Origin of the sequence: Rhizobium sp. SYY.PMSO (assembly GCF_046840415.1) — a bacterium.
GTDB lineage: Bacteria > Pseudomonadota > Alphaproteobacteria > Rhizobiales > Rhizobiaceae > Rhizobium.
This window is the reverse complement of the sequence record NZ_CP177351.1, coordinates 774,868-794,344: the sequence shown is the minus strand read 5'-3', so window position 1 is coordinate 794,344 and position 19,477 is coordinate 774,868. Positions and strand designations below refer to the sequence as shown.

19 protein-coding genes and 4 pseudogenes are annotated in these 19,477 nt (G+C 57.6%); 9 read left to right on the top strand and 14 right to left on the bottom strand.

Features of this window, described 5'->3' with window-relative positions:
- Positions 1 to 8: 8 nt before the first annotated feature.
- From ACJJVH_RS30395 to ACJJVH_RS30365, 7 genes and pseudogenes are all read right to left on the bottom strand, one after another.
- Complete coding sequence (locus ACJJVH_RS30395; protein ID WP_412066268.1) at positions 9 to 212, bottom strand: NrsF family protein; 204 nt, start codon at positions 210 to 212, stop codon at positions 9 to 11.
- Positions 213 to 364: 152 nt separating this feature from the next.
- Positions 365 to 631: pseudogene (locus ACJJVH_RS30390) on the bottom strand (NrsF family protein); the annotation flags it as partial.
- Positions 604 to 868: pseudogene (locus ACJJVH_RS30385) on the bottom strand (LysR family transcriptional regulator); the annotation flags it as partial. The pseudogenes ACJJVH_RS30385 and ACJJVH_RS30390, both read right to left, overlap by 28 nt.
- 101 nt (positions 869 to 969) lie before the next feature.
- The gene (locus ACJJVH_RS30380; RefSeq protein WP_412066267.1) at positions 970 to 1,683 is read right to left on the bottom strand and encodes an SDR family oxidoreductase; all 714 of its coding nucleotides are present in this window, start codon (positions 1,681 to 1,683) and stop codon (positions 970 to 972) included.
- Between the two features lie 53 nt (positions 1,684 to 1,736).
- Positions 1,737 to 2,411 (bottom strand): peroxiredoxin-like family protein, encoded by a 675-nt coding sequence (locus ACJJVH_RS30375; RefSeq protein ID WP_412066266.1) that lies wholly within the window; start codon positions 2,409 to 2,411, stop codon positions 1,737 to 1,739.
- 37 nt (positions 2,412 to 2,448) lie between these two features.
- Positions 2,449 to 3,219 (bottom strand): enoyl-CoA hydratase/isomerase family protein, encoded by a 771-nt coding sequence (locus tag ACJJVH_RS30370; RefSeq protein ID WP_412066265.1) that lies wholly within the window; start codon positions 3,217 to 3,219, stop codon positions 2,449 to 2,451.
- 41 nt (positions 3,220 to 3,260) lie between these two features.
- Positions 3,261 to 3,893: a glutathione S-transferase family protein gene (locus tag ACJJVH_RS30365; RefSeq protein ID WP_113452834.1), complete on the bottom strand. Its 633-nt coding sequence runs from the start codon at positions 3,891 to 3,893 to the stop codon at positions 3,261 to 3,263.
- A gap of 107 nt (positions 3,894 to 4,000) precedes the next feature.
- On the opposite strand from ACJJVH_RS30365, the gene ACJJVH_RS30360 reads away from it, so the two are divergent.
- Positions 4,001 to 4,879, top strand: a complete 879-nt coding sequence (locus ACJJVH_RS30360; RefSeq protein WP_412066264.1) for a LysR family transcriptional regulator — start codon at positions 4,001 to 4,003, stop codon at positions 4,877 to 4,879.
- Positions 4,880 to 5,201: 322 nt separating this feature from the next.
- On the opposite strand, the gene ACJJVH_RS30355 is transcribed toward ACJJVH_RS30360, so the two are convergent.
- Positions 5,202 to 5,948 (bottom strand): DUF4336 domain-containing protein, encoded by a 747-nt coding sequence (locus ACJJVH_RS30355; RefSeq protein ID WP_412066263.1) that lies wholly within the window; start codon positions 5,946 to 5,948, stop codon positions 5,202 to 5,204.
- Positions 5,949 to 6,161: 213 nt separating this feature from the next.
- On the opposite strand from ACJJVH_RS30355, the gene ACJJVH_RS30350 reads away from it, so the two are divergent.
- A complete protein-coding gene (locus ACJJVH_RS30350; protein ID WP_412066262.1) occupies positions 6,162 to 6,620 on the top strand; it encodes a hypothetical protein in 459 nt (152 codons plus the stop codon).
- A gap of 1,036 nt (positions 6,621 to 7,656) precedes the next feature.
- Here the strand turns inward: ACJJVH_RS30350 and ACJJVH_RS30345 are convergent.
- Positions 7,657 to 9,525, bottom strand: coding sequence for a chloride channel protein (locus tag ACJJVH_RS30345; RefSeq protein ID WP_412066261.1), 1,869 nt, complete (start codon positions 9,523 to 9,525; stop codon positions 7,657 to 7,659).
- A gap of 272 nt (positions 9,526 to 9,797) precedes the next feature.
- On the opposite strand from ACJJVH_RS30345, the gene ACJJVH_RS30340 reads away from it, so the two are divergent.
- Positions 9,798 to 10,295, top strand: a complete 498-nt coding sequence (locus ACJJVH_RS30340) for an invasion associated locus B family protein (RefSeq protein ID WP_412066260.1) — start codon at positions 9,798 to 9,800, stop codon at positions 10,293 to 10,295.
- A gap of 60 nt (positions 10,296 to 10,355) precedes the next feature.
- On the opposite strand, the gene ACJJVH_RS30335 is transcribed toward ACJJVH_RS30340, so the two are convergent.
- Positions 10,356 to 10,685 (bottom strand): hypothetical protein, encoded by a 330-nt coding sequence (locus ACJJVH_RS30335; RefSeq protein ID WP_113452828.1) that lies wholly within the window; start codon positions 10,683 to 10,685, stop codon positions 10,356 to 10,358.
- Positions 10,686 to 10,694: 9 nt separating this feature from the next.
- A complete protein-coding gene (locus ACJJVH_RS30330; protein ID WP_412066259.1) occupies positions 10,695 to 12,047 on the bottom strand; it encodes a chloride channel protein in 1,353 nt (450 codons plus the stop codon).
- A gap of 280 nt (positions 12,048 to 12,327) precedes the next feature.
- On the opposite strand from ACJJVH_RS30330, the gene ACJJVH_RS30325 reads away from it, so the two are divergent.
- Positions 12,328 to 12,798 (top strand): MarR family transcriptional regulator, encoded by a 471-nt coding sequence (locus tag ACJJVH_RS30325; RefSeq protein ID WP_113452298.1) that lies wholly within the window; start codon positions 12,328 to 12,330, stop codon positions 12,796 to 12,798.
- 87 nt (positions 12,799 to 12,885) lie between these two features.
- Here ACJJVH_RS30325 and ACJJVH_RS30320 read toward each other — a convergent pair whose 3' ends face one another.
- Positions 12,886 to 13,185 carry a hypothetical protein gene (locus tag ACJJVH_RS30320; RefSeq protein WP_412066258.1) on the bottom strand — a complete coding sequence of 100 codons (300 nt, stop codon included), beginning with the start codon at positions 13,183 to 13,185 and terminating at the stop codon, positions 12,886 to 12,888.
- A gap of 16 nt (positions 13,186 to 13,201) precedes the next feature.
- Positions 13,202 to 13,615 carry a response regulator gene (locus ACJJVH_RS30315; protein ID WP_412066257.1) on the bottom strand — a complete coding sequence of 138 codons (414 nt, stop codon included), beginning with the start codon at positions 13,613 to 13,615 and terminating at the stop codon, positions 13,202 to 13,204.
- Positions 13,616 to 14,159: 544 nt separating this feature from the next.
- Between ACJJVH_RS30315 and ACJJVH_RS30310 the strand changes: the two genes are divergently transcribed.
- Both ACJJVH_RS30310 and ACJJVH_RS30305 read left to right on the top strand, forming a co-directional pair.
- On the top strand, positions 14,160 to 14,420 hold the full coding sequence (locus ACJJVH_RS30310; protein ID WP_412066256.1) for a hypothetical protein: 261 nt from the start codon (positions 14,160 to 14,162) through the stop codon (positions 14,418 to 14,420).
- A 444-nt stretch (positions 14,421 to 14,864) separates the two neighbouring features.
- Positions 14,865 to 15,884 (top strand): IS110 family transposase, encoded by a 1,020-nt coding sequence (locus ACJJVH_RS30305; RefSeq protein ID WP_113452800.1) that lies wholly within the window; start codon positions 14,865 to 14,867, stop codon positions 15,882 to 15,884.
- 637 nt (positions 15,885 to 16,521) lie between these two features.
- Here ACJJVH_RS30305 and ACJJVH_RS30300 read toward each other — a convergent pair.
- A pseudogene (locus ACJJVH_RS30300) lies at positions 16,522 to 17,418 on the bottom strand (LysR family transcriptional regulator).
- Between the two features lie 111 nt (positions 17,419 to 17,529).
- Between ACJJVH_RS30300 and ACJJVH_RS30295 the strand changes: the two are divergent.
- The 3 genes and pseudogenes from ACJJVH_RS30295 to ACJJVH_RS30285 form a co-directional block, all read left to right on the top strand.
- Positions 17,530 to 17,763: pseudogene (locus tag ACJJVH_RS30295) on the top strand (hypothetical protein); the annotation flags it as partial.
- Positions 17,764 to 18,120: 357 nt separating this feature from the next.
- A complete protein-coding gene (locus ACJJVH_RS30290; protein WP_412066947.1) occupies positions 18,121 to 18,981 on the top strand; it encodes an alpha/beta fold hydrolase in 861 nt (286 codons plus the stop codon).
- An 83-nt stretch (positions 18,982 to 19,064) separates the two neighbouring features.
- Positions 19,065 to 19,454, top strand: coding sequence for a nuclear transport factor 2 family protein (locus ACJJVH_RS30285; RefSeq protein ID WP_412066255.1), 390 nt, complete (start codon positions 19,065 to 19,067; stop codon positions 19,452 to 19,454).
- Positions 19,455 to 19,477 lie beyond the last annotated feature (23 nt).

Genomic DNA, 19,477 nt, shown 5'->3' with positions numbered 1-19,477 from the left:
CGCGGGCGTCACCAACGCAACAACCTTGCACCGACGAAGTAGGACACGCCTGCCACGATAAATGAGGCGAGCGGATACCAGTTGGCAACGAACAACGGGCTGTCGTCGATGGAGTTGGCCGCATAGAAAGGCGCGGTGAATGCCGCGCGCTGCCAGCCCGGCAGCTGCGCCCATAAGTCCCGGTTTAGAGGGAGCGCCTCTGCGAAACGCAAGAAATATGCAGATCAGGGGACCGACCGACAGAAGCGGGATGACTGTTACACACACCCGGGTGTGTTGTGGCCAATGAGATTAACTGCCCACGATCGGGACGGCAGAACATCAGTTCCACGACAACCGCACGCAATAGGATCAGCGGATTGATCAATAAGCTCCAGGACCTGCGCTTGCTTGCATCGCCGGGGCGCGCAAAACTGATGACCGCGCAGATGGCGGTTGCCGCCAACGTCAATGTGACCACGCATTTGAAGAGAAATCTGACAGATGTGAGCGGCGACGAAATATCAGGACGAAAGGCGAGGAAATGACGAACATCACATACGCGAGAGCTGCGCCGCAGGGCACCGCAGATGAGGGAGCACCTCGAACGCAAGCTGAAGGGAAAGCGTTCGCTCTGGTAGCGACCGAACACGCCTGTCGCAAGCTGGCTCGAGGATGCTCCAATCTGCTCGGCGAATTCAAGGATTTCCTCAGCCGCATCTGTCAGCCGATAGCTGGAGGGGCCACTTCTCGAACATTTGCGTTCCAAGGCGCCTTCCAATTGGGCGGTGCGCCGTAGCACGGTGTAATGATCGACCTCGAGACGCTCGGCGGCCGAGCCTTCGTTTGCGACAGCAAGGAAATAACGGACGTCATTCCAATCAATCATCTATCCGGATCCTGCGCAGCCGCAGGCCTGAAGGCGAACCCATCAGAAGCTAAGCAACAGGATTAGCACCGATGGTTTGAGTTTGCACCGGCATATAGGGTTCAAAACGACGCCTTGCCAATGGATGCGCCGCCATCGACATGAAGCGTCTGGCCGGTGATGAAGGCGGCCTCGTCCGAAAGGAGAAAGGCGATGGCTGCGGCAATTTCGTCCGGCTTTCCGAAGCGGCGCATCGGCACGCTTGAGAGATAGCGAGCCTCTCCCTCGCTGCCGGCCGGATTGTTTTGCCGGAACAGCTCGGTTTCCGTCGGCCCTGGCGAGACGGCATTGACGGTAATGCCCAAGGAGGCGACTTCCAGCGCCCAGCTTCGAGTGAAACTGACAAGGGAGGCCTTGGCGGCGGCATAGCTGGTACGCTCGATGCTACCGAGCACTGTAAGGCTGGAGATATTGATGACGCGGCCCCAGCCTCTGGATTTCATGCCAGGCAAAGTGGCCTGCACCGCGATGAGGGCCGGATGCAGATTGACCCGCATTACCTCTTCGCGCGTCGAGATTGTGATCGCGCCGAGCGGTTCCGCCCGCACCAGCCCGACATTGTTCACAACACCGTCGATGCTATTCTCGCGAACAATTTCCACGAGCTTGTCTCTCGATGCAGGATTGCCAAGGTCCATGCGCTCGAAGCGGCCGGGGAAATCGTCAACGGCGTTGCGTGCAATACCGACGATATCGTGTCCTTGTCCAGCGAGGCGCTTGGCGAGGGAAAGGCCGATACCCTTGCTGGCGCCGGTGATCAGGAATGTTCTCTTCATGGCAATTCCCCTCGGCCCCGCTTCATCCGAGCAGGGCCGTTTCAAGATTTCGATCAGGCGACCTGCGAGGTGGCGCGGCGCAGTGCCGGTAGCATGTCTTCCGGCTCGGGGCGGCGCGTGTAGTCCGGGTTCACCTCTGCGTAGAGAATGACACCATCCTGGCCGACCACGTAACGGGCCGGCATCGGCAGTGTCCAGCTTGGATCACCGTTGAAGGCCGGCAGGTCGTTCTTCAGTGACTTGTAGAGTTCGATGAGGTAATCCGGCATTTCAAAGCGCAAGCCGAAGGCGGCTGCGACATGATTGCGCGGGTCCGACAGGATCGGGAAGGTGAGATTATTCTGGCGCACCGACTTGCGGCTGTTCGCCGGGTTCTGCGGCGAGATTGCGACGAGTTTGGCACCGAATTCCTCGAACTGCGGAAGCGCTTCTTGCAGGGCTTGGAGCTCCATGTTGCAATAGGGGCACCAGACACCGCGGTAAAAGCTGATGACGAGCGGGCTGTGGGCGAGTAGGTCGGCGGACGAGACCGTGGTGCCGTCCGGATCGGAGAGCATGAAGGCAGGCAGACTATCTCCGGCTTTCAGAGCATGTTGGGCAGCACCGGAGGCGATCAGTTCCGCGGTGGCGCGGTGCATCGTCTCGATGACCGAATAGGGGACGTTATAAGGTGTTTTGCCGGCTTCGAAATCAGCCTTGAAGGCGTCGAGCCTTGATTGCAGGGTCATGTTATCTCTCCTTGGTTTGACGGACAAATTTGCGCGATCAGCCGTTGGCGGCCATCAAGCGGGCGACTTCGGCGGCGCTGATGCCTTCGAGAGCCAGGCCGTAACCGGCGCCCTCGTCAATGATGCGACGCAGCTTCTGGGTGAGCGCGATGCGGGTGTAGCGGCTGGTGAGAGGCGGCAGGGCTGCCAGTCCCTCGGCGATCTCATGGGCGCGAGAGAGCAGGTTTCCCGCCGGCAAGATTTCGTTCACTGCTCCCCATTCCTTGGCGGTCGCTGCGTCGAGCACCTGGCGCGTGAGGATGAAGTAGCGGCCACGCACGCTGCCGACTACCTCCGGCCAGAGCAGATTGACGCCGTCGCCGGGCACGATGCCGAAGTCGAAATGCGGCTTGTCCTGGAAGACGGTTTCCGGTGTGGCAAGGACGATATCGGCCAGCAGCGCATATTCCGAATGCAGTAGGACCGGGCCGTTTAGCGCGGCGATCAGCGGCACCTCGATGTCGAGGATGTTCATGAGGACTTTCTTGCCCTCGCGGTAGATCTTGTCGTAGCCGTGCGGCGAGAAGAAATCGAAACCCTCGGGACTAATCGCGTCCATGAAGGCATCGCCGGAGCCGGTCAGGATGACGACGCGGTTATCCGGGTCGGAGCCGATTGCGTGGAAGAGGTCGACGAACTGTTCGTGGGTATGGCCGTTGAAGACGAGCTTGTCGCCGTTTGTATGCAGCGTGACTTCAAGGACGCCACTCTCGGATCGCGTGAGGCGAGCATTTGCAAACGCATTCCTGTAGGTGTCGAAGCGGGACATGGTGGTTCTCCGGTGTTCGGATTGGAAAGCGGAAAGGAAAGTCAGGCGGCCGGGACAAGGGCCTCGACGCGGGCGATGGCGCGCTGAACGGCGGGGCGGGATGCGACCTGCTCGTACCAGTGGGAAAGATTAGGCCGGCCGTCGAGCGTCAGACCGGGGAACTGGCGCCGCCACAGCCAGCCGAAATGGGCGATGTCGGCGATCGTGAAGCTGTCGCCTGCGACGAAGGCTTGGCCGGCGAGCCTCTTGTCGAGCAGGCTGAGGATCCGTTCGGCTTCTCCGGAAAAGCGTGACTCCGCGACCGGCTGCGGCTCGGGCGACGAATGTTTGAAGAAGCCGGCATTGCCGAAGGCGGGGCTTAAGCCCGAGGCGTGGAAGAAGAGTTGTTCGAAAACGCGGGCGCGATCTGGGCCACTTTCCGGCAAAAGCTTGTCCGTCTTCTCGGCGAGATAGACGAGAATGGCGGCACTTTCGGTCACAACCAGCCTGTCGCCATCGGTGTCGTCCACCAGCACCGGAACCTTGCCGTTCGGATTGAGAGCGAAGAATGCCGCTTGCCGCTGCTCGCCCTTGCGAACGTTGACTGGCTTCAATTCGTAGGAAAGTCGCATTTCTTCGAGGGCAATCGGCACCTTTACGCTGTTCGGCGTGGCGAAAGCATAAACTTCAATCATCGTCATCTCCATCGACTGTCTTTGTCGTTAGAGCTGTTATGATCATTCCAAGGACGTTGTGGCAGCCGCCTTCAAGCGATAATGCTTATTCCGAAGGAGAATAGGCAATGGACAGGCTACAAGCGATGACCGCGTTCGTGCGGGTTGTGGAAACCGGTTCCTTTTCGGAGGCGGCCCGCCAGATCGGTGTCGGCCAGCCGGCGATCTCGAAGACGATCGCGCAACTGGAGGACAGGCTCCGGGTCCGCCTGCTTATCCGATCGACCCACGGCCTGACGCCCACCGATGCCGGGATGCGTTTCTTTGAGCGCGCCAGGACGGCGATTCAAGAGGCGGACGAGGCGGAACTGGAAGCGCGGGGAGCCGGGGTGGGGCTGTCTGGCCGCCTGCGCGTCTGCGCTGCGACAACCTTTGCCAGACTGATGGTCGTCCCCAAACTTCCCACCTTCATGGCGGCCCATCCGGAACTGGAGGTGGACGTGATCCTCGACGATCGCATTATCGACCTCGTTACCGAGGGGATCGATGTCGCGCTGCGGATGGGGGAGCTTGCCGATTCCTCGGCCGTCGCACGGCGCATCGCATCCAGCCGCCGCTCGGTCATCGCGACGCCGGGCTATCTTCGGCAGCACGGTATTCCGCTCGTCCCGGCAGATCTCGCCACCCACCCGGCGGTCGTCTACAGCCAGCTCGGCAATAGTTGGACCTTCCGCAAGCAGGGGACGGAGGCCTCTGTTGCCGTGTCAGGCAGGGTCCGTTTCAGCGCCGCGGAGGGAATCCGGGCCGCGGTCCTTGCCGACATGGGCCTAGCCGTTGCCTCCGACTGGATGTTCGGCCCGGAACTGGAAACCGGAACCGTCGTCCGCCTATTGGAAGACTGGGAACTGCTGCCGCTCGACCTGTGGGCGGTATTCCCGACCGGCAGGCTGGCGAGCGCCAAGGCCCGTGCGTTCGCGGACTTCGTGGAAGGATTCATGAGTCGATAGTTTTGAGGGGGAACGCAGGACTGTGTCGGACCAGAATCTGGACGCGTTTGACAGGATCATATTGGGGACCATCAGCGTTGTTAAGCATGTCGTAAGACATCGACGAGCACGTAAGTGTTGAAATGAAGCCCAGGCAGATGGCAAGGATGGCAACGAGTTGAAACCTTTCCGGCATATGCATAACGCCCCGTGACAAGTTGCCTTTCCGGCGACGGCTGACGCTTTAAGCAGGACGCTTCGCAACCATTTCGACAGGCCAGGTTCCAAAGGACCAAAACGTTCGGTAAACGGATGGATTTCAAATATCTGCTATCGATGAACGCTATCTAAGCAGCCAAGCAAAGGCACGGCGCAGTTCCTGGGTACCGTCAGTTTCATACCATCGTCCGTGTGCCAGAATAATGCGCTGCGGATTCCATTCGATCATCTGTTCGACAACGGCTTTGAGCCTTCCACGATTTCGCAGGAATGTCATTCTCATGTCCCTGGGTATGCTCCCATGAGGATCTTGCACGCCACCGAACCATGTCAGCCAGCACATGAGAAAACCATTGAGCCGACAAAGCTCAAAGTTTTCGATGAGGTCGGTGAGCACCAATGTACGGCTAGTAAGATGGAAAAACTCGATCTCAGTCATGAAACTACTTTCCACAGGTAGGGTCATGAGTTCCTGATCCCAAGGGTAACCGTTCGTCGACGACAGCGCATGCGCAGCAAAATTGATGCGTCCCTTGGACTGTTCGCGGATATGCGGAGCAAGATAGATTTGCGCGCGCGGATAGGCATCTTTCCAATCGGGGATCCACCAATAATGAATGCGGTTCGGCCCCACGATCCAGCGCGGAGCGCCCAAAGCTTCCAGTTCCTTCTTTAGATGGGGGGATAGAGCCGTCGGCGAATGAAGGAAGAGTCCACCAGCAAGCCTGATCACAGTCATTCGCGTCGGAAATGCCATCTTTGGCCATGGCATGCCAAATCGAATGAGTGGGCCGTCCACAATCCAAATATTCTCGGTAACCGGCTTCAGGACGCCAATCGGCGGATAGGTTCCCTGGGCGTCACGAGACAAAGCTGCTCCTCCTTGCGCCTGACTTCATTAAACGAACGCGAGTATTCCTGAACTCTAGCCGTCCAGCGGCGGCTTGGTCGCCCCCAGGTGCAGGAAATTACTGATCGTCATGGCACTTCTCGGAGGCGGCAGGCCGCCGAATATTGTTAGGACCGGTTAAGCGTGCCGATACGAAGCTCTGATACTTGCCAGTGGTGGCATATCAGAAAGCGAATGAGCAGCGAGAAATCGCCCTCTGCGTCCATTTATGGCAACGGAATTTCATCTTTCGAAGGGGCCGGCAGGGGCATCCCAAAGATCATCGTTGTCGAGAACATCGAGAGCAAGGTCATCCTCATCGAATTCGAGATTGCTGAGAACAAGCAAATGACTACCATGACGCAAGTTTCGCAGGAGGGCGCTCCTATCGTCGTCCTCGAAAAGCAACGTGGCAAGCTTGTGCCAGAATCCGTTCTCCTCGCTGGCCGCAAATGCGATGGCATCGGCTCCCGTCAGCACCTCGATCTTTGTCGGAGAGATGCCAACGGAAACCAGACGCTCAATCGCCTCGTTTGCACTGGCAAGGTCATCGAAAAGCGCCGCTATTGCATTCGTCTTTTGCTTTGGCGCCATCGGCAGCAACCCTGTCCATACTGCGAGGTGAGAGGCAATTTATATCACAACATGATATAGTCCGTACAGAGCGATCACAATCCTCAAAGGGTAAAATTCATCGAAGTCCGGAACTGGCATGGCAATTGTCCGATATGACGTCATGCCAGTTTCCCATCGTCTGCGATGAGGCAGGCAATCAAGTTGCATTGATTTCAACCGACTGTCAGCTGAGCCCTTTCAATTTATATCATGTTATGACATATATTGTGGAGAGGAGCAAAATGAAAGGCGGTCGGTCGGGACACTGAAAGACAGAGCGCTTTATCCACGGAGGAGCTTCGGGTGGAACGGCTTGATGCGAGAATTGATGGTTCGATACGGCTAGATCGCGATGTACGGTTTTATGGAATAGTCACCGGCAGTCTTACGGTCCCGAGAGGCCGGACTTTCGAGCTTCATGGGACGATTTGCAACGATCTCATTGTCGAAGCTGGTGCAATCGTCGTGGTTTATGGTGCTGTCGGTGGAGTTTTGAGAAACGAAGGCGGTGACGCCCGCGTCTTCGGTTCGGTTGGATCGGTGATGGATACCGAGGAGACAAGGCCAACGGATCTGTCGTCCCATACGACTGCTACGCGAACCGGATAAGGGTTGCTTGCGTCCATAATCGGGCGGCACATTAACTGATCAGTGGAACGGCCGGCCGGCTTACGCCTGTAAGCCGAAATTCATCCGAGCCTTATCAACCTCTAGGTATTTGAACATGGCTGAGGTGGTGCACTTCAAAACAATAAGAACGCAATCCAGACGGCGTCGCGTTGAAGCTGCCGTCTGTAACGCGAACCCTCGACCGCCGGAATTGCGTTGCCGATCGAAAATTCGGACATTTGGCGATATTGGAAAGAGAGATCCGGGGACGGCACCCTCGGTTATGGACCTCATAAAGACGGTCGTTATACCTCTTATCATCGTGCTTTGCTCGATTGCGGCTTTCGCTATCTTCGTCGCCCATATCAGCGGGCAACCGGGCTATTCGGCAAGGAATAACGTATCATCCTCCACGCTGGTCGAATAATCGGCGCAAGCTCCCGCAGAAAGTCCGCGATCGTGTGTTTTATCTCGGATAGATCTTGAGGCCGTCAGCCACCGAATTGGCAACGTGTTCCCTGGTAATCACGCCAACGACGTCGGCTTCTCGCGGAACGCCGTGCCCGCGAACAACCACGGCCATGAATGCGTTCTTTCGCCACAGCCGCTGAATGACCTCGGAGGCAATCATTTCCGTGCCGACGATGGTAAAATCACGGTTTGCGATATCGCCGAGATTCACGCCCGTATGACGATCTTCCAAGCCGCGCCGCAGCCCTGTGTTGATGCGTATGACACCAAAGACATGGTTGCCCTTGATGACCACGACGTGGCGAAGCCGTCCTTCCCCCTCGTGTTGGCGCAGGAACTCATCGAAACTTTGCTCGGCTTGCGAGACAAGGATGTCGCTGTCCATGACTTCGCGTGCATGGCGCACGAGAAACATGTTGGCATGCAGCGCCTTGGGTATCGGCCGACCCCGACGAACCAGCTTGAGCGTGTAGATGTTCTCGCGGGAAAGCAGCCGCCGGACACCGACACTGGTGGCGACCGCAAGAATCATCGGCATGACAATGTCATATTCGCGGGTCATTTCGAATGTCATGGTTATGGCTGTCATCACCGCGCCGGTGCCACCGCCGACCATCGCGCCCATGCCGACCATGGCGAAAGCCGGGATGCTGATCGGAATTGGAATTCCGAGCGCTTGAAGCAAGGCTGCGAAGCAACCACCGAGCGTTGCGCCCATGAAGAGTGACGGCGAGAAAATCCCGCCGGAAGATCCCGCCCCCAGGCTCATCGACGTTGCCATCAACTTGCACGCAAACAGCAAGGCCAGGAGCCAAAGGGTAGTCGTATTGCCAACCAGAATACTTTCGATCGTCGCGTATCCGACACCATCGACATAATACTGGCCGCATGAGACAAAGAGACCATACATGAGCAGGCCAAGAAGGAACATGCCCAGGATATGACGCGTGTAGCGACCCGGGATTTTGTCGAAACAGTCTTCGGCCAGATGCAGGCCATGAATGAAAGCGGCCGCCGCAACGCCCGTTAGGCCACCGAGGACTGTGTAGAATAGTAATAAAACAATTGCGCTGGCGTCGGTCGTCAGTGCCTGCAAGGGTGGCACCAGAAATGCGGGCTGCTGGCCGATAAACCAACGCCCGACGAAAGTCGCCGCTCCGGTTGCGATGGCCACCGGCAGAAAGGTACTGACGCTGACTTCGGGCATCATCAGTTCGATGGCGAACATTACGCCGCCGATCGGGGTATTGAAGGTTGCGGCGATACCCGCGCCAGCGCCGGCCGCGACCATGACAATGCGCTGGCCGATCGGCATGCGAATAATCTGCCCAAGGGTCGATCCCAACGCCGAACCGATCTGAATGATCGGTCCCTCGCGGCCGACCGACGAGCCACTACCAATCGCGACCGCGGACGCCAGAGATTTCACGACGGCGACAATCGGCCGGATCCGGCCCTCATGATGATAAATGGCGTTCATGACTTCCGGGACGCCGTGCCCCTTGGCCTCAGGCGCAAAATTGCTGACGAGAAAGGTTACAATGATCCCTCCAATCACCGGCGCGCCAATAATGAATACACCCCATCGGCTGGGTGCGGTGAAAACGTTTGCATCGTAGGCGATTGAGAATGTGCCGTTGAAAAATAGGTTGTGCAAAAGCCCAATCAAATCACGAAAGAGGACCGCGCCCAACCCCGTCACGATGCCGAGGCCGAGTGCCAGTGCCGACAGCAGAAGCAGGCTCAATCGCAAGTCCTCGTCATGCTCCGGCGCATCTTTATTTGAGACGTGCCAAGCAGGGGCGTTCTCGATCGGCTCGAGTACCTTTTCATATTCAAGGTTCGACTTCTCTGTTTCTACCATGAGGACATGCCTTTTGGTTATCTGCCTGTCATTCGACGCCGATGCGTGGCCAAGCGGCGGCAGACCGATCGTCGAGGGCACATATATCATGACATGACATACAATCCGAGCTATGAAAAGTGGCCGATTCGTTTCGATGGATTGGGTCCAAGTCAATGTTGAAGGAAATTGTTCGCGCCGAGCCACGCTATGACGGCAGACTTTGAAAGCATGACTTAGCTCGCGCACACAGGCTCGTGCCGGACTTCCTTGATAGAAGAAATGATAGGAAGATGACTGTCAAAATTCTTGCAGCCTCTCTCGTACTCGCCATGTCCGCAATCACCGCAGCTCAAGCGGCAGCGCCTGTCCGGATCGACCAGTTCGGCGCGTGGGGTGCATTTTCGTATAAGACCGGCGCCGGTACGAGTTGCTATATCTTGTCGACGCCTGTCACCCAAAAGCCCTCCGGTGTCGATCATGGCGATAATTTCTTCATGGTGGCGCATCCGCCGGAAAAGGACTATGTGCCGGAAGCGATAGCAGGTTACGATCTCAAGCAAGGTGCGCCAATGACGGCCGTAATTGGCGGCAAAACCTTTGCGATGTTCACCCAGGACCGGCATGGCTGGGTTGAAAACGAAGCTGATCAGCCGATCATGATCCAGGCGCTCAAATCGGGCGATAAACTGGAACTGCATGCCACCTCCAAGCGAGGAACGGCAACCAGCTATACCTACTCTTTGTCAGGCGTTGCCGCTGCTTTGGAGCGAATAGGGAAATGCCAATAAGGCCTCAATGCTTCGCCTCGTCGCCCACGGGCTTGTCGATGGGTAACTGGCCCAAAAGGCTTACTTTTCATGCCGAACTGCGTCTTGCCGATCGACCTGCAGGACGACTTTTTCCGGTCGTTGGCCTTCCTCTGCCCGAAGGATTGTGATGGTGCATTTTTTCTCGTCCGAGCGGAACGAAAGCAATCGGCCGTTCGCTTTTGCAAGCACCTCGTCAACAAGATCAGCACAATCTGCGACGCGGCCTGTAGCTAGTGCTGGCTCGCGCACCTGGGCATGAGCAAGTGCCGTCATCAAAGGAAAGATCAATAGCAACGCCTGGATTGCGCTCACGCGATCGGCCGATAACCGCAACACTTCAAAGGTCGATACAATCAGCTGTAATCGCATCCGCAATCCTCATGGTTGATGCAAGCCTTCTTTCTCCATGGCTCGCCGGGCGCGGATCGCCGCGGCAATGAAGACGCGGGAAAGCCCGTGATACAGGGGCTCGCGCGACAGCAGCCGGGAGGTCACGTAGCCGATCATCGATACCGCCATGATCGGGATGACGGCCTGGTGGTCGCCTGTCATTTCCAGAATGATGACGAAGGCTGTCATCGGCGCCTGGACCACGCCGGCGAAATAGCCGGCCATGCCGAGGATTGCCGCAAGTGCCACGCCGCCGCCGACAAGCGTCCCGACCGTGCTGCCGAAGCCGGCGCCGACGGCGAGCGAAGGTGCGAAGATGCCGCCGGGAATGCCCGAAATCATCGACAGGAAGCTTGCCAGCAGCTTCTCGATGAAGAACAGCATCGGCAGGGCGTGGCCTTCCACCGCGCCGCGAGCCTGCTCGTAGCCGGTGCCGAAGGTCTGGCCGCCGGAGAACACGCCGATGGCGGCCACGACGAGGCCGCAGAGACCTGCCAGGATCAGCATCCTGCCGAGCGGCTGCGGCTGCGCCCAGCGGCGGATGCGGATGCCGGCATAGAGCGCCAGCCCGCTGAAGGTCGCGCCGAGCGCACCGCCGCCGACGCCGCAGATCAGCATGACGACCCAGTCGCGAAACATCGTCGGCGCGACATCGGCCGTGCCGAAATAGTTGTAGCTGCCGGAAAGGCCGAGGGCGGCAAGGCCGGACAGGATGACGGCCGTCAGCACCAGCCCGTTGGCGCGGGACTCATAGGTGCGGCTCATCTCCTCGATGGCAAAGACGATGCCGGCGAGCGGCGTGTTGAAGGCGGCGGCGATACCGGCGGCGGAACCGGCAAGGATCAGCCCCTTTGCCTGCGCCATGCCGCCGAAGCGGGCGACCGCCAGCATGAAGGAAGCGCCGACCTGAACCGTCGGTCCCTCGCGGCCGATCGAGGCGCCGCTGAAAAGGCCCAATATGGTCAGCACGATCTTGCCGAAGGCAAGCCGGAGCGACAGCAGTTTCGTGCGGTCCTCGTCATGATGCAGGTGCCGCGCGGCAATTGCCTGCGGGATGCCGCTCCCTTGCGAATTGGGAAACAGCGTCGCCGCGAGATAGGCTGACAGCACGAAGCCGAGGGGGGTGAGCAGCAACGGCAGCAGCCACGTCCATTCGCCCGATTGGGTCACGCCCGTAAAGGCACGCTGCGCCAGATCCGCAGCCTTGGCAAAGCCGACGCTGATCACGCCAATCGCCAGAGCCCCCGTCCAGAACACCAATCTTGGCCGCCAGAGATTGAAAGACCCCCAGATCACACGGGAACGGCGGAGCAGTTTCGGTCTACGGATGCGCGATGACATTATTTGCCTAAGGAAATATGGAAGCGGCGGCTGCCGGCGCTATATGTCATGGAATGATATAAAATACGAGACTTTATTGAGCCACTGAAAACGGAGCGATATGGTCAGGACGCAAAGTCACGGGATTGAGAGGGCCGTAGGCGAGGGCAAGAGAACCGTTTTTCCTACGCTTGGCCAGTGACATCGACATGCAGGTCGATGTGACGGTTTTCCTGGGTGCTTGCCAGTCACGACATGCGTAAAATATATGGTCATGGGGTATATAAAGGAAAAGATGTGTATGCGTTCCGACAAGCGGGCCAGACGATCTCACAAACAGGCATTTGAGGTAAACGAACCCCTGAATCCCGATGTATATCACGGCCTTGCTGGCGTGCGGCTCGCCATGCGACGGTTTCTTTCATTTAGTGAGGCTGCACTTTCCGAAGTGGGCGTGACGTCGCAGCAATATCAGGCATTGCTCGTGATCAAGGTTGCCTCAACAGGCCGCATCATGATGCGGGAGCTCGCCGAACAAATGCTGTTGCAACATAACGGCGCGGTTCAGTTGGTAGATCGGTTGGAGGCCGCAGGTCTCGCGATCCGCATACCCTCTACGGAAGACAAGCGGAGCGTGTTGATCGGCCTCACCGAGATTGGCGAAGAGTTGCTTGAGAGATTGGCGACGATCCATCTCAAGGGGATGCTCGATAACGAGGAACTGCTGGTCGAATCCCTGAGGCGGCTTCGGCGCCTTTCGCGATCCGATTGATCACAGGCGGTACCGGCGTCTCATCGGACGCTCCAGCTACAAGCGACGTTCAAGCTATGGGTATGATGTAAAGCGGTACGAAACATACTATTGTTTTGTCTTCCCGCCTTCGAGTGCACCGCAGACTTCCTCCATCATGATCTGCGCAGCATTCATTACGGCCGGGGAGAGCGGTTTACCACGGCGCACCTCTCGTCCGACCTCGATCAGTCCTTTGAGTTCGGCCTTGTTTTCGAGGAGACCGGCCAGCCTATGCTGCAGCTCGACCGACAGCTCGCCAGTCTTGGAGGATTCCATCTGGACTTGTCCATCCAGAACGCCATGACGTTGCAGCATCTGTTCAAGGCGCAATGACAGAAGGCCGAGGGATTTGCGCGTCGTATGCATGATGTGACTGATCTTCCTAGAGCGGGCCGCGTCTTTCCGGCGCAAACAGGTGTAGCGCTGGAGGACGGGGCGTCTGGTGAGTCTTGTGGTTCGACATAAACTCCAACACCTGCTTGATTGTTACCGGTTGCGCCGGCTTGGAGATGACACCGATTACCCCGAAGATGCCATCGGCAACAGTCTCAGGGTTAGCCGTTACCATGACGACGGAGATACCAAATTCGCTGGCCAGAAATTGCCCGATGCGTGGTCCGGTGGCGCCGTCGATAAGGTTGACGTCGACAAGGGCAAGATCCGAATGAGGTGCAAGGCGTTTTGCGCTATCAAAGCTGTTAGCTATTCCGGACGTCACGTATCCCAGAGCATGAATGGTATGCTCGAGGTCGATTGCGATGAGCGGATCATCCTCAACAATTAGCACGCGTTGCATCGTTTCCCTTGCCCCTAATCTCTATCGCAGATTTGCCGCCCTCTTTGCGTGCATGCGAGATTGCTGTCGCTAATCATGCTTCAATGCAGGGAAGAGGGAACGAAATAGCGGTGAATGGGCCTGTAATTGTTCCAGCTGTTCATCCCACATTCAGAATCACCAAAATCACGTAGGTTTAAAATATCATGGTATGATACAAAGAGCGAGAAGAAAGCAATTGAGCGATAGCGAGGAAGCAATTGCTATTCCGAATTGATTTGGCAACCAGCTGACCTGAATTCCTATTCATGAATTGCGGGTTAATTTATTGTTTTTCATAGGTATATTTCCTGACCTCCACTTGCCGCACGAGGCATGTTTCCAAACTGCTGTTCAGCGTGAAGTTCCCGCGCGCTATGAAAAGACGCTTCGAAATGAGCTATCATATCAGGAAGATTTAATGTCATTGCCCGATTGTCGTCACAATCGCACTGGATCGTTCCAGCGTCTTGGCACATCGACAGTAGCCGAGCCAGCATGCCATTGTTGATTTGGGAGTGATGCGATGAATCGCATTCGTCATTTCCTGCCGGCCATAGTGCTTGCCGGCAAGGTGGGTTCGTATGCATCCGTCGTCTGGGCGCAGACGGCGCCAGCCAAGCCCATCGGCTTGTGGCTAACGACAGATTTTCCTGTTCTGACCGATCATATCGGTGAGGACACTAGCCTGCCTCTGGGGTCCGGCAAGCATGCGCTGCCGAACGCTCCTCACCAAGGGATATCGCAGGCGAGGCGCGTATCGAATGTCCGGCTTGCAATCGCCTGATTGTTGACGAACAGCATCTGTGATGCTTCCTATCCCAGAAACGAGCCGCCTATTTCATCTCGCAGGGAACGCCGTAACCGCTGCAATCAACATCTAAGACAACGAGTTTTAAGAATTGGATTTCATTGCGCTTGAGCTGACAGAAAGTGGGGAACGTCATCATCTCATGGCGACGACCCAAACTCATCTTATAGCTGTACCCAAGGACGCGCGGATGCCGATTGAAATGACGATGCGGTTCAGTTTATTTCGATCCAATGTGGGCATGCGAGCCGCTCACCTTCGTTTCATATCCTGATGGTATGAATAACCCGGCTTGTACAGGTTGTCCGCGATCTCCGGATCGTAGACCTCCGTGAACCAATCGCCGGCAGCGACAACCTCGACGGCATCGATGTGCCAAGGTGGCAGGTGTTTAACCTCCACAACAGAGGAGTGCCCGAAATGGACGTTAGCACAATTGGGTTGGATCTGGCGAAAAACGTGTTTCAGGCGCATGGCGCCGATGCTTCGGGATCCGTTGCTTACCGAAAGCAATTGCGGCGTGACAAAGTATTGAGTTTCTTCGCTAGCCAGCCGCGTTGCGTAGTTGCAATGGAAGCTTGTGGTGGGGCCCATTATTGGGCGCGCGCTATCGGTGATCTCGGTCATACGGTTCGTTTAATCCCTCCAGCCTACGTTAAACCGTTCGTCAAACGCCAGAAAAACGACATGGCCGATGCTGAGGCAATCTGCGAGGCGGCTCAACGACCAACGATGCGGTTTGTCACAGTTAAGAGCAAGGAGCAGCAGGCCAGCTCAGCGGTATTTCGGGTTCGAGATATCTTGGTGCGGCAACGGACTCAATTGATCAATTCCCTGCGTGGGCATCTTGCGGAATACGGACTGATTGTCGCCCAAGGGCCGGCCCATGTTGCTAAGTTGATTGAAAAGACTAGAGATCCCGAAAGCGATCTTCCGGAAGCAGCGCGTATGGTGCTTCTCATGCTAATCGAAGCGCTCGGGTCTTTGGAAGACAAGATCAAGCAACTCGATCGCGAAATCGTACGGCGCACCAGGGAGGACAAAGACGCGCGCCGGTTGACGACAATCCCTGGCATCGGGCCGATAACCGCAACGGCTCTTATTGCGCTGGCGCCGGACGCTACAACCTTCAAGAAAGGCCGCGACTTTGCCGCCTGGCTGGGCCTGACGCCACTGCAACGTTCAACAGGAGGAAAACAAAAACTCGGCTCGACGTCGAAAATGGGCGAGCGGACGCTTCGGCGACTACTGATTATTGGCGCCTGCGCCGTGGTCCAACAAGCTTGTAAGCGCGGCAGTCAACAGAAAACGTGGCTTGCTCGCATGCTCGCCCACAAACCGCGCATGCTTGTGATAGTGGCTTTGGCCAACAAGCTCGCTCGGATCGCGTGGGCACTGATGGCATCGGGTGGGACATATAGAGCTCCGGCGGCGGCATAGCCGCACAGCCTGAGGCGTCGAGAATGTAGGAAGGTCAAAAGGAAGGTATGGCGAAACGGTCGATGAGAGGGGCCAGAAGAATCAGTTCACGACGAAGTGCATCAAAGCACGCTTTCGTGGTTTGGATCTGGTCCGCTAACTCCCATACGGGCCCGCGACACTCAAAGGTCGCTTCAAAGGCCGGACAGATGTCAGCACCCGACTACTCGCAAATGATACCTGACTGAAGATTCTACTTGCATTCACCGGGGTGTCCACAGATGTCGTGACATCACATTGGCTGGAATGCGCGGGCGAGGCTTTGCAAGCGCTATCGAGATTTTTCGAAACCGGAAAACTCCACCGCGTGTTCTCACCGCGGTAGCTCGCGAACTGGCCGAGCTTCATCTGGGATACTGCCCGAAAGGTGCCACTCTACTCTCGGTGTAAACGCAACTCATAGCAACTTTCTGCGTCTGCAGCATCCTGGGGTCAAAGATTAGAAAACCCTCGACACATGTTGGGCTAGATATCCGTTCTTAGAGAGAGGTGAGCCCGCATTGAATGTTGTCAGGCGAAAAATCCGCGAAAACCTAAATCGCTCATGAGAGGGTTTTCTATAACCCTCGCCGAAATACGGCTTGTCAAACTATTGGTCTTATTTGACGTTGCTTGCTTGGCCACAATGCTCCGCTATTAAACGCAGGCTTTCCTGAAGCCTCGGCACAGCAAAGTCTAGAAAGGCGCGTAGCTTCAGCGGCTGCTGTCGATGCGCAGCATAGACGAGCTGTACCGGGATCAGTGGCGGCGCCCATTCGATCAAGATTGGCAATAGAGTTCCGTCACGCACGCTGGCCGCGGCCTGATAGGACACACGCGCGCGATCCCGAGACCTGCGACGGCCGTGTTGACCGAAAGCGGGTGCCTATGGCGATTTGCTCAATGCCGTTGGTGCAGCTGAACGGCCACTCGCGATAGCGCTGCAGTTCCTCGAAGGCGATGCAGTCATGGTCGGAAAGGTCAGCGGGCGTGCGTGGCTTCCCATGCCGGTTGAGATAGTCCGGGCTCGCGCACACCATCCAGCGAATCTCGCCGACATGCCGAGCCATCAGGGCGCTATCCGGCAGGTGTCCAATTCTCAGCGCGATGTCGATGTGAGATTCTACCAGATCGATTACCCAATCGGACAACACAAGCTGTATTGTGACCTCGGGGTAGGCAGTGAGGAAATCATGGGCGATCGGGGCGACATTGAGCGTGCCGAACATGATTGGCGCCGTGACGAGCAGCTCGCCACGCGGCGCGATATTCGCCGGATGCCGCCCGCTCGGCCTCGGCCAGGTCTTCCAGCACTTGGCGGACCGAGGCCACATAGGACGTGCCGGCTTCGGTCAGCAGCAACCCGCGGCTGGTGCGAACGACCAATTGTGATCCGAGGTGTTTCTCCAGTTCCGCCACGCGCCGGCTGACAGTCGGCAGCGGCACGCCAAGCGCCCGACAGGCTGCCGCCGTCGACCGCAGCCACAAGGGTACGAATTGCCTCGAACCGGTCCATCTTGCCTCTCACGTCGCGGAAGGCTGACTTCCAACACTAGCGGCTATTGATGTCTTGCGGAAGGGAATATGCTTTCTTCCGAGGGTCGGTCACGGCTCAATTCGATCAGGAGTGAAAGCCAATGTCCCGCATTCCAAATCCCGCGATGGAGCAGGCGCCAAATGCGGCCCAACCGTTGCTCGCGTCGGCCGAGAAGCAACTCGGCACCGTCCCGAACCTGTTACGGATTCTCGCCAACAGCCCGGCGGCGCTGGAAGCTTATCTCGTTTCTCCGGTGCGCTCGCCACAGATGCCCTGGACGCGGCGACGTGTGAGCGCGTCGCGTTGGCGGTGGCTGAAGTGAACGGTTGCGACTATTGCCTGTCGGCGCACACCTATCTCGCCCGCAAGGTAGCGAAGCTCGACGATGCGGAGACCACCGCAAACCGGAGCGGGGCGTTGAACGACACGAAGGCGGACACGGCCATTCGTTTCGCCGCGAAACTTGCGCGCGAACGAGGCCGAGTGAGCAAGACCGATATTGCCGCCGTCAAGCATGCCGGTTACTCGGACGCCGAACTCGCCGATGTCGGCCTCAATCTCTTCACCAACACGATCAGCGTAGCGCTGAAGACCGATATCGACTTTCCGCGCATAGGCCCGAAAGATCGACTGATCGATCAGAAAATCAACAGCGCGTCGCACCCTGAAAGGAGACCTATAATGTCCGTTCATTTCAATTCTGTCGATGTAGACGGCCTTAAAGTATTTTATCGCGAGGCCGGTAACCGGGCTCGCCCGAGCGTTCTGCTGCTCCATGGTTTTCCGACCGCGAGCCACATGTTCCGTGACCTGATTCCGCAACTTGAAGACCGTTATCATGTCGTGGCGCCAGACCTGCCAGGCTTTGGCATGACCGAACAGCCGGCACGGGACAAGTTCGCCTATACCTTCGAGAACTTTGCCCGTGTAATCGATCGCTTCACCGAAGTGCTCGGGCTCGACAAATTCGCACTCTATGTTTTCGACTATGGCGCACCGGTCGGCTTTCGCCTTGCCGTGAAGCACCCTGAGCGGATCACCGCGATCGTCACACAGAATGGCAACACCTATCTTGAAGGCGTATCGGAAGCCTTTGCTCCAGTGCAGGCGTACTGGAAGGAGCCGACCCAGACCAACCGCGATGTGCTGCGTAGCTTCCTGGCGCCGCAGACCACTCTGTTCCAGTACACACACGGGGTTGCCGACCCGAGCCTGGTGTCGCCAGACGGCCGCAACCTGGATGATTTTTATCTGGCGCGTCCGGAGAATGACGAGATCCAGTTGGACCTGCTCGGCGACTACAAGACAAATGTCGCGCTTTACGGCGACATTCAGGCCTATCTGCGAGACAAGCGTCCGCCAGTGTTGGCCATCTGGGGCAAGAACGACCCCTTTTTCATTCCGGCCGGTGCCGAAGCCTTTAAACGGGATGTCCCGGAAGCGGAGGTCCGCTTTGTCGACACCGGCCATTTCGCCCTGGAGACCCATGCTAGCGAGATCGGCGCGATCATGCGCCACTTCCTTGCCAAGCATCTGCGCTGACCTCGGCCCGCTGCCGGACGTAACTCGCGGTGCCCGGCTCCCCTGACCTTAAAGGCCGCTGAGGCCTCCGATGGAGACTAATCATGACCTCCACCTTAGCGGATACCATCCGCGACTTCTACGACAGGCTCGCCGTCGGTGATTCTCCCGGCGCAATGGGCCTGATGGCCCCGGACATCGAGTGGATCACCATGTGGCACTACAAGGTCGAAGGCCGCGGCCCCGCCGCTGTCGCCGAAGGCCTGTTCAAGCCGTTGATGGCAGAGTGGACCAGCTTCTCGCTTGTGCCCACGGAGTTCATCACCGAAGGAGAAACAGTGGTGTCGCTCGGCGATTTCACAGGCGTCCACGGAACCACCGGCAAGACCTCCAAGGCGCGCTACGCTCACATTTGGATGGTGAGGGGCGGGAAGATCACCCGCTTCCGGCAGTACATCGATACCCTGGCGATCGCCGAAGCTCAGCGCCCGTGATCTGCTGCCGGTCGGCCTATAAA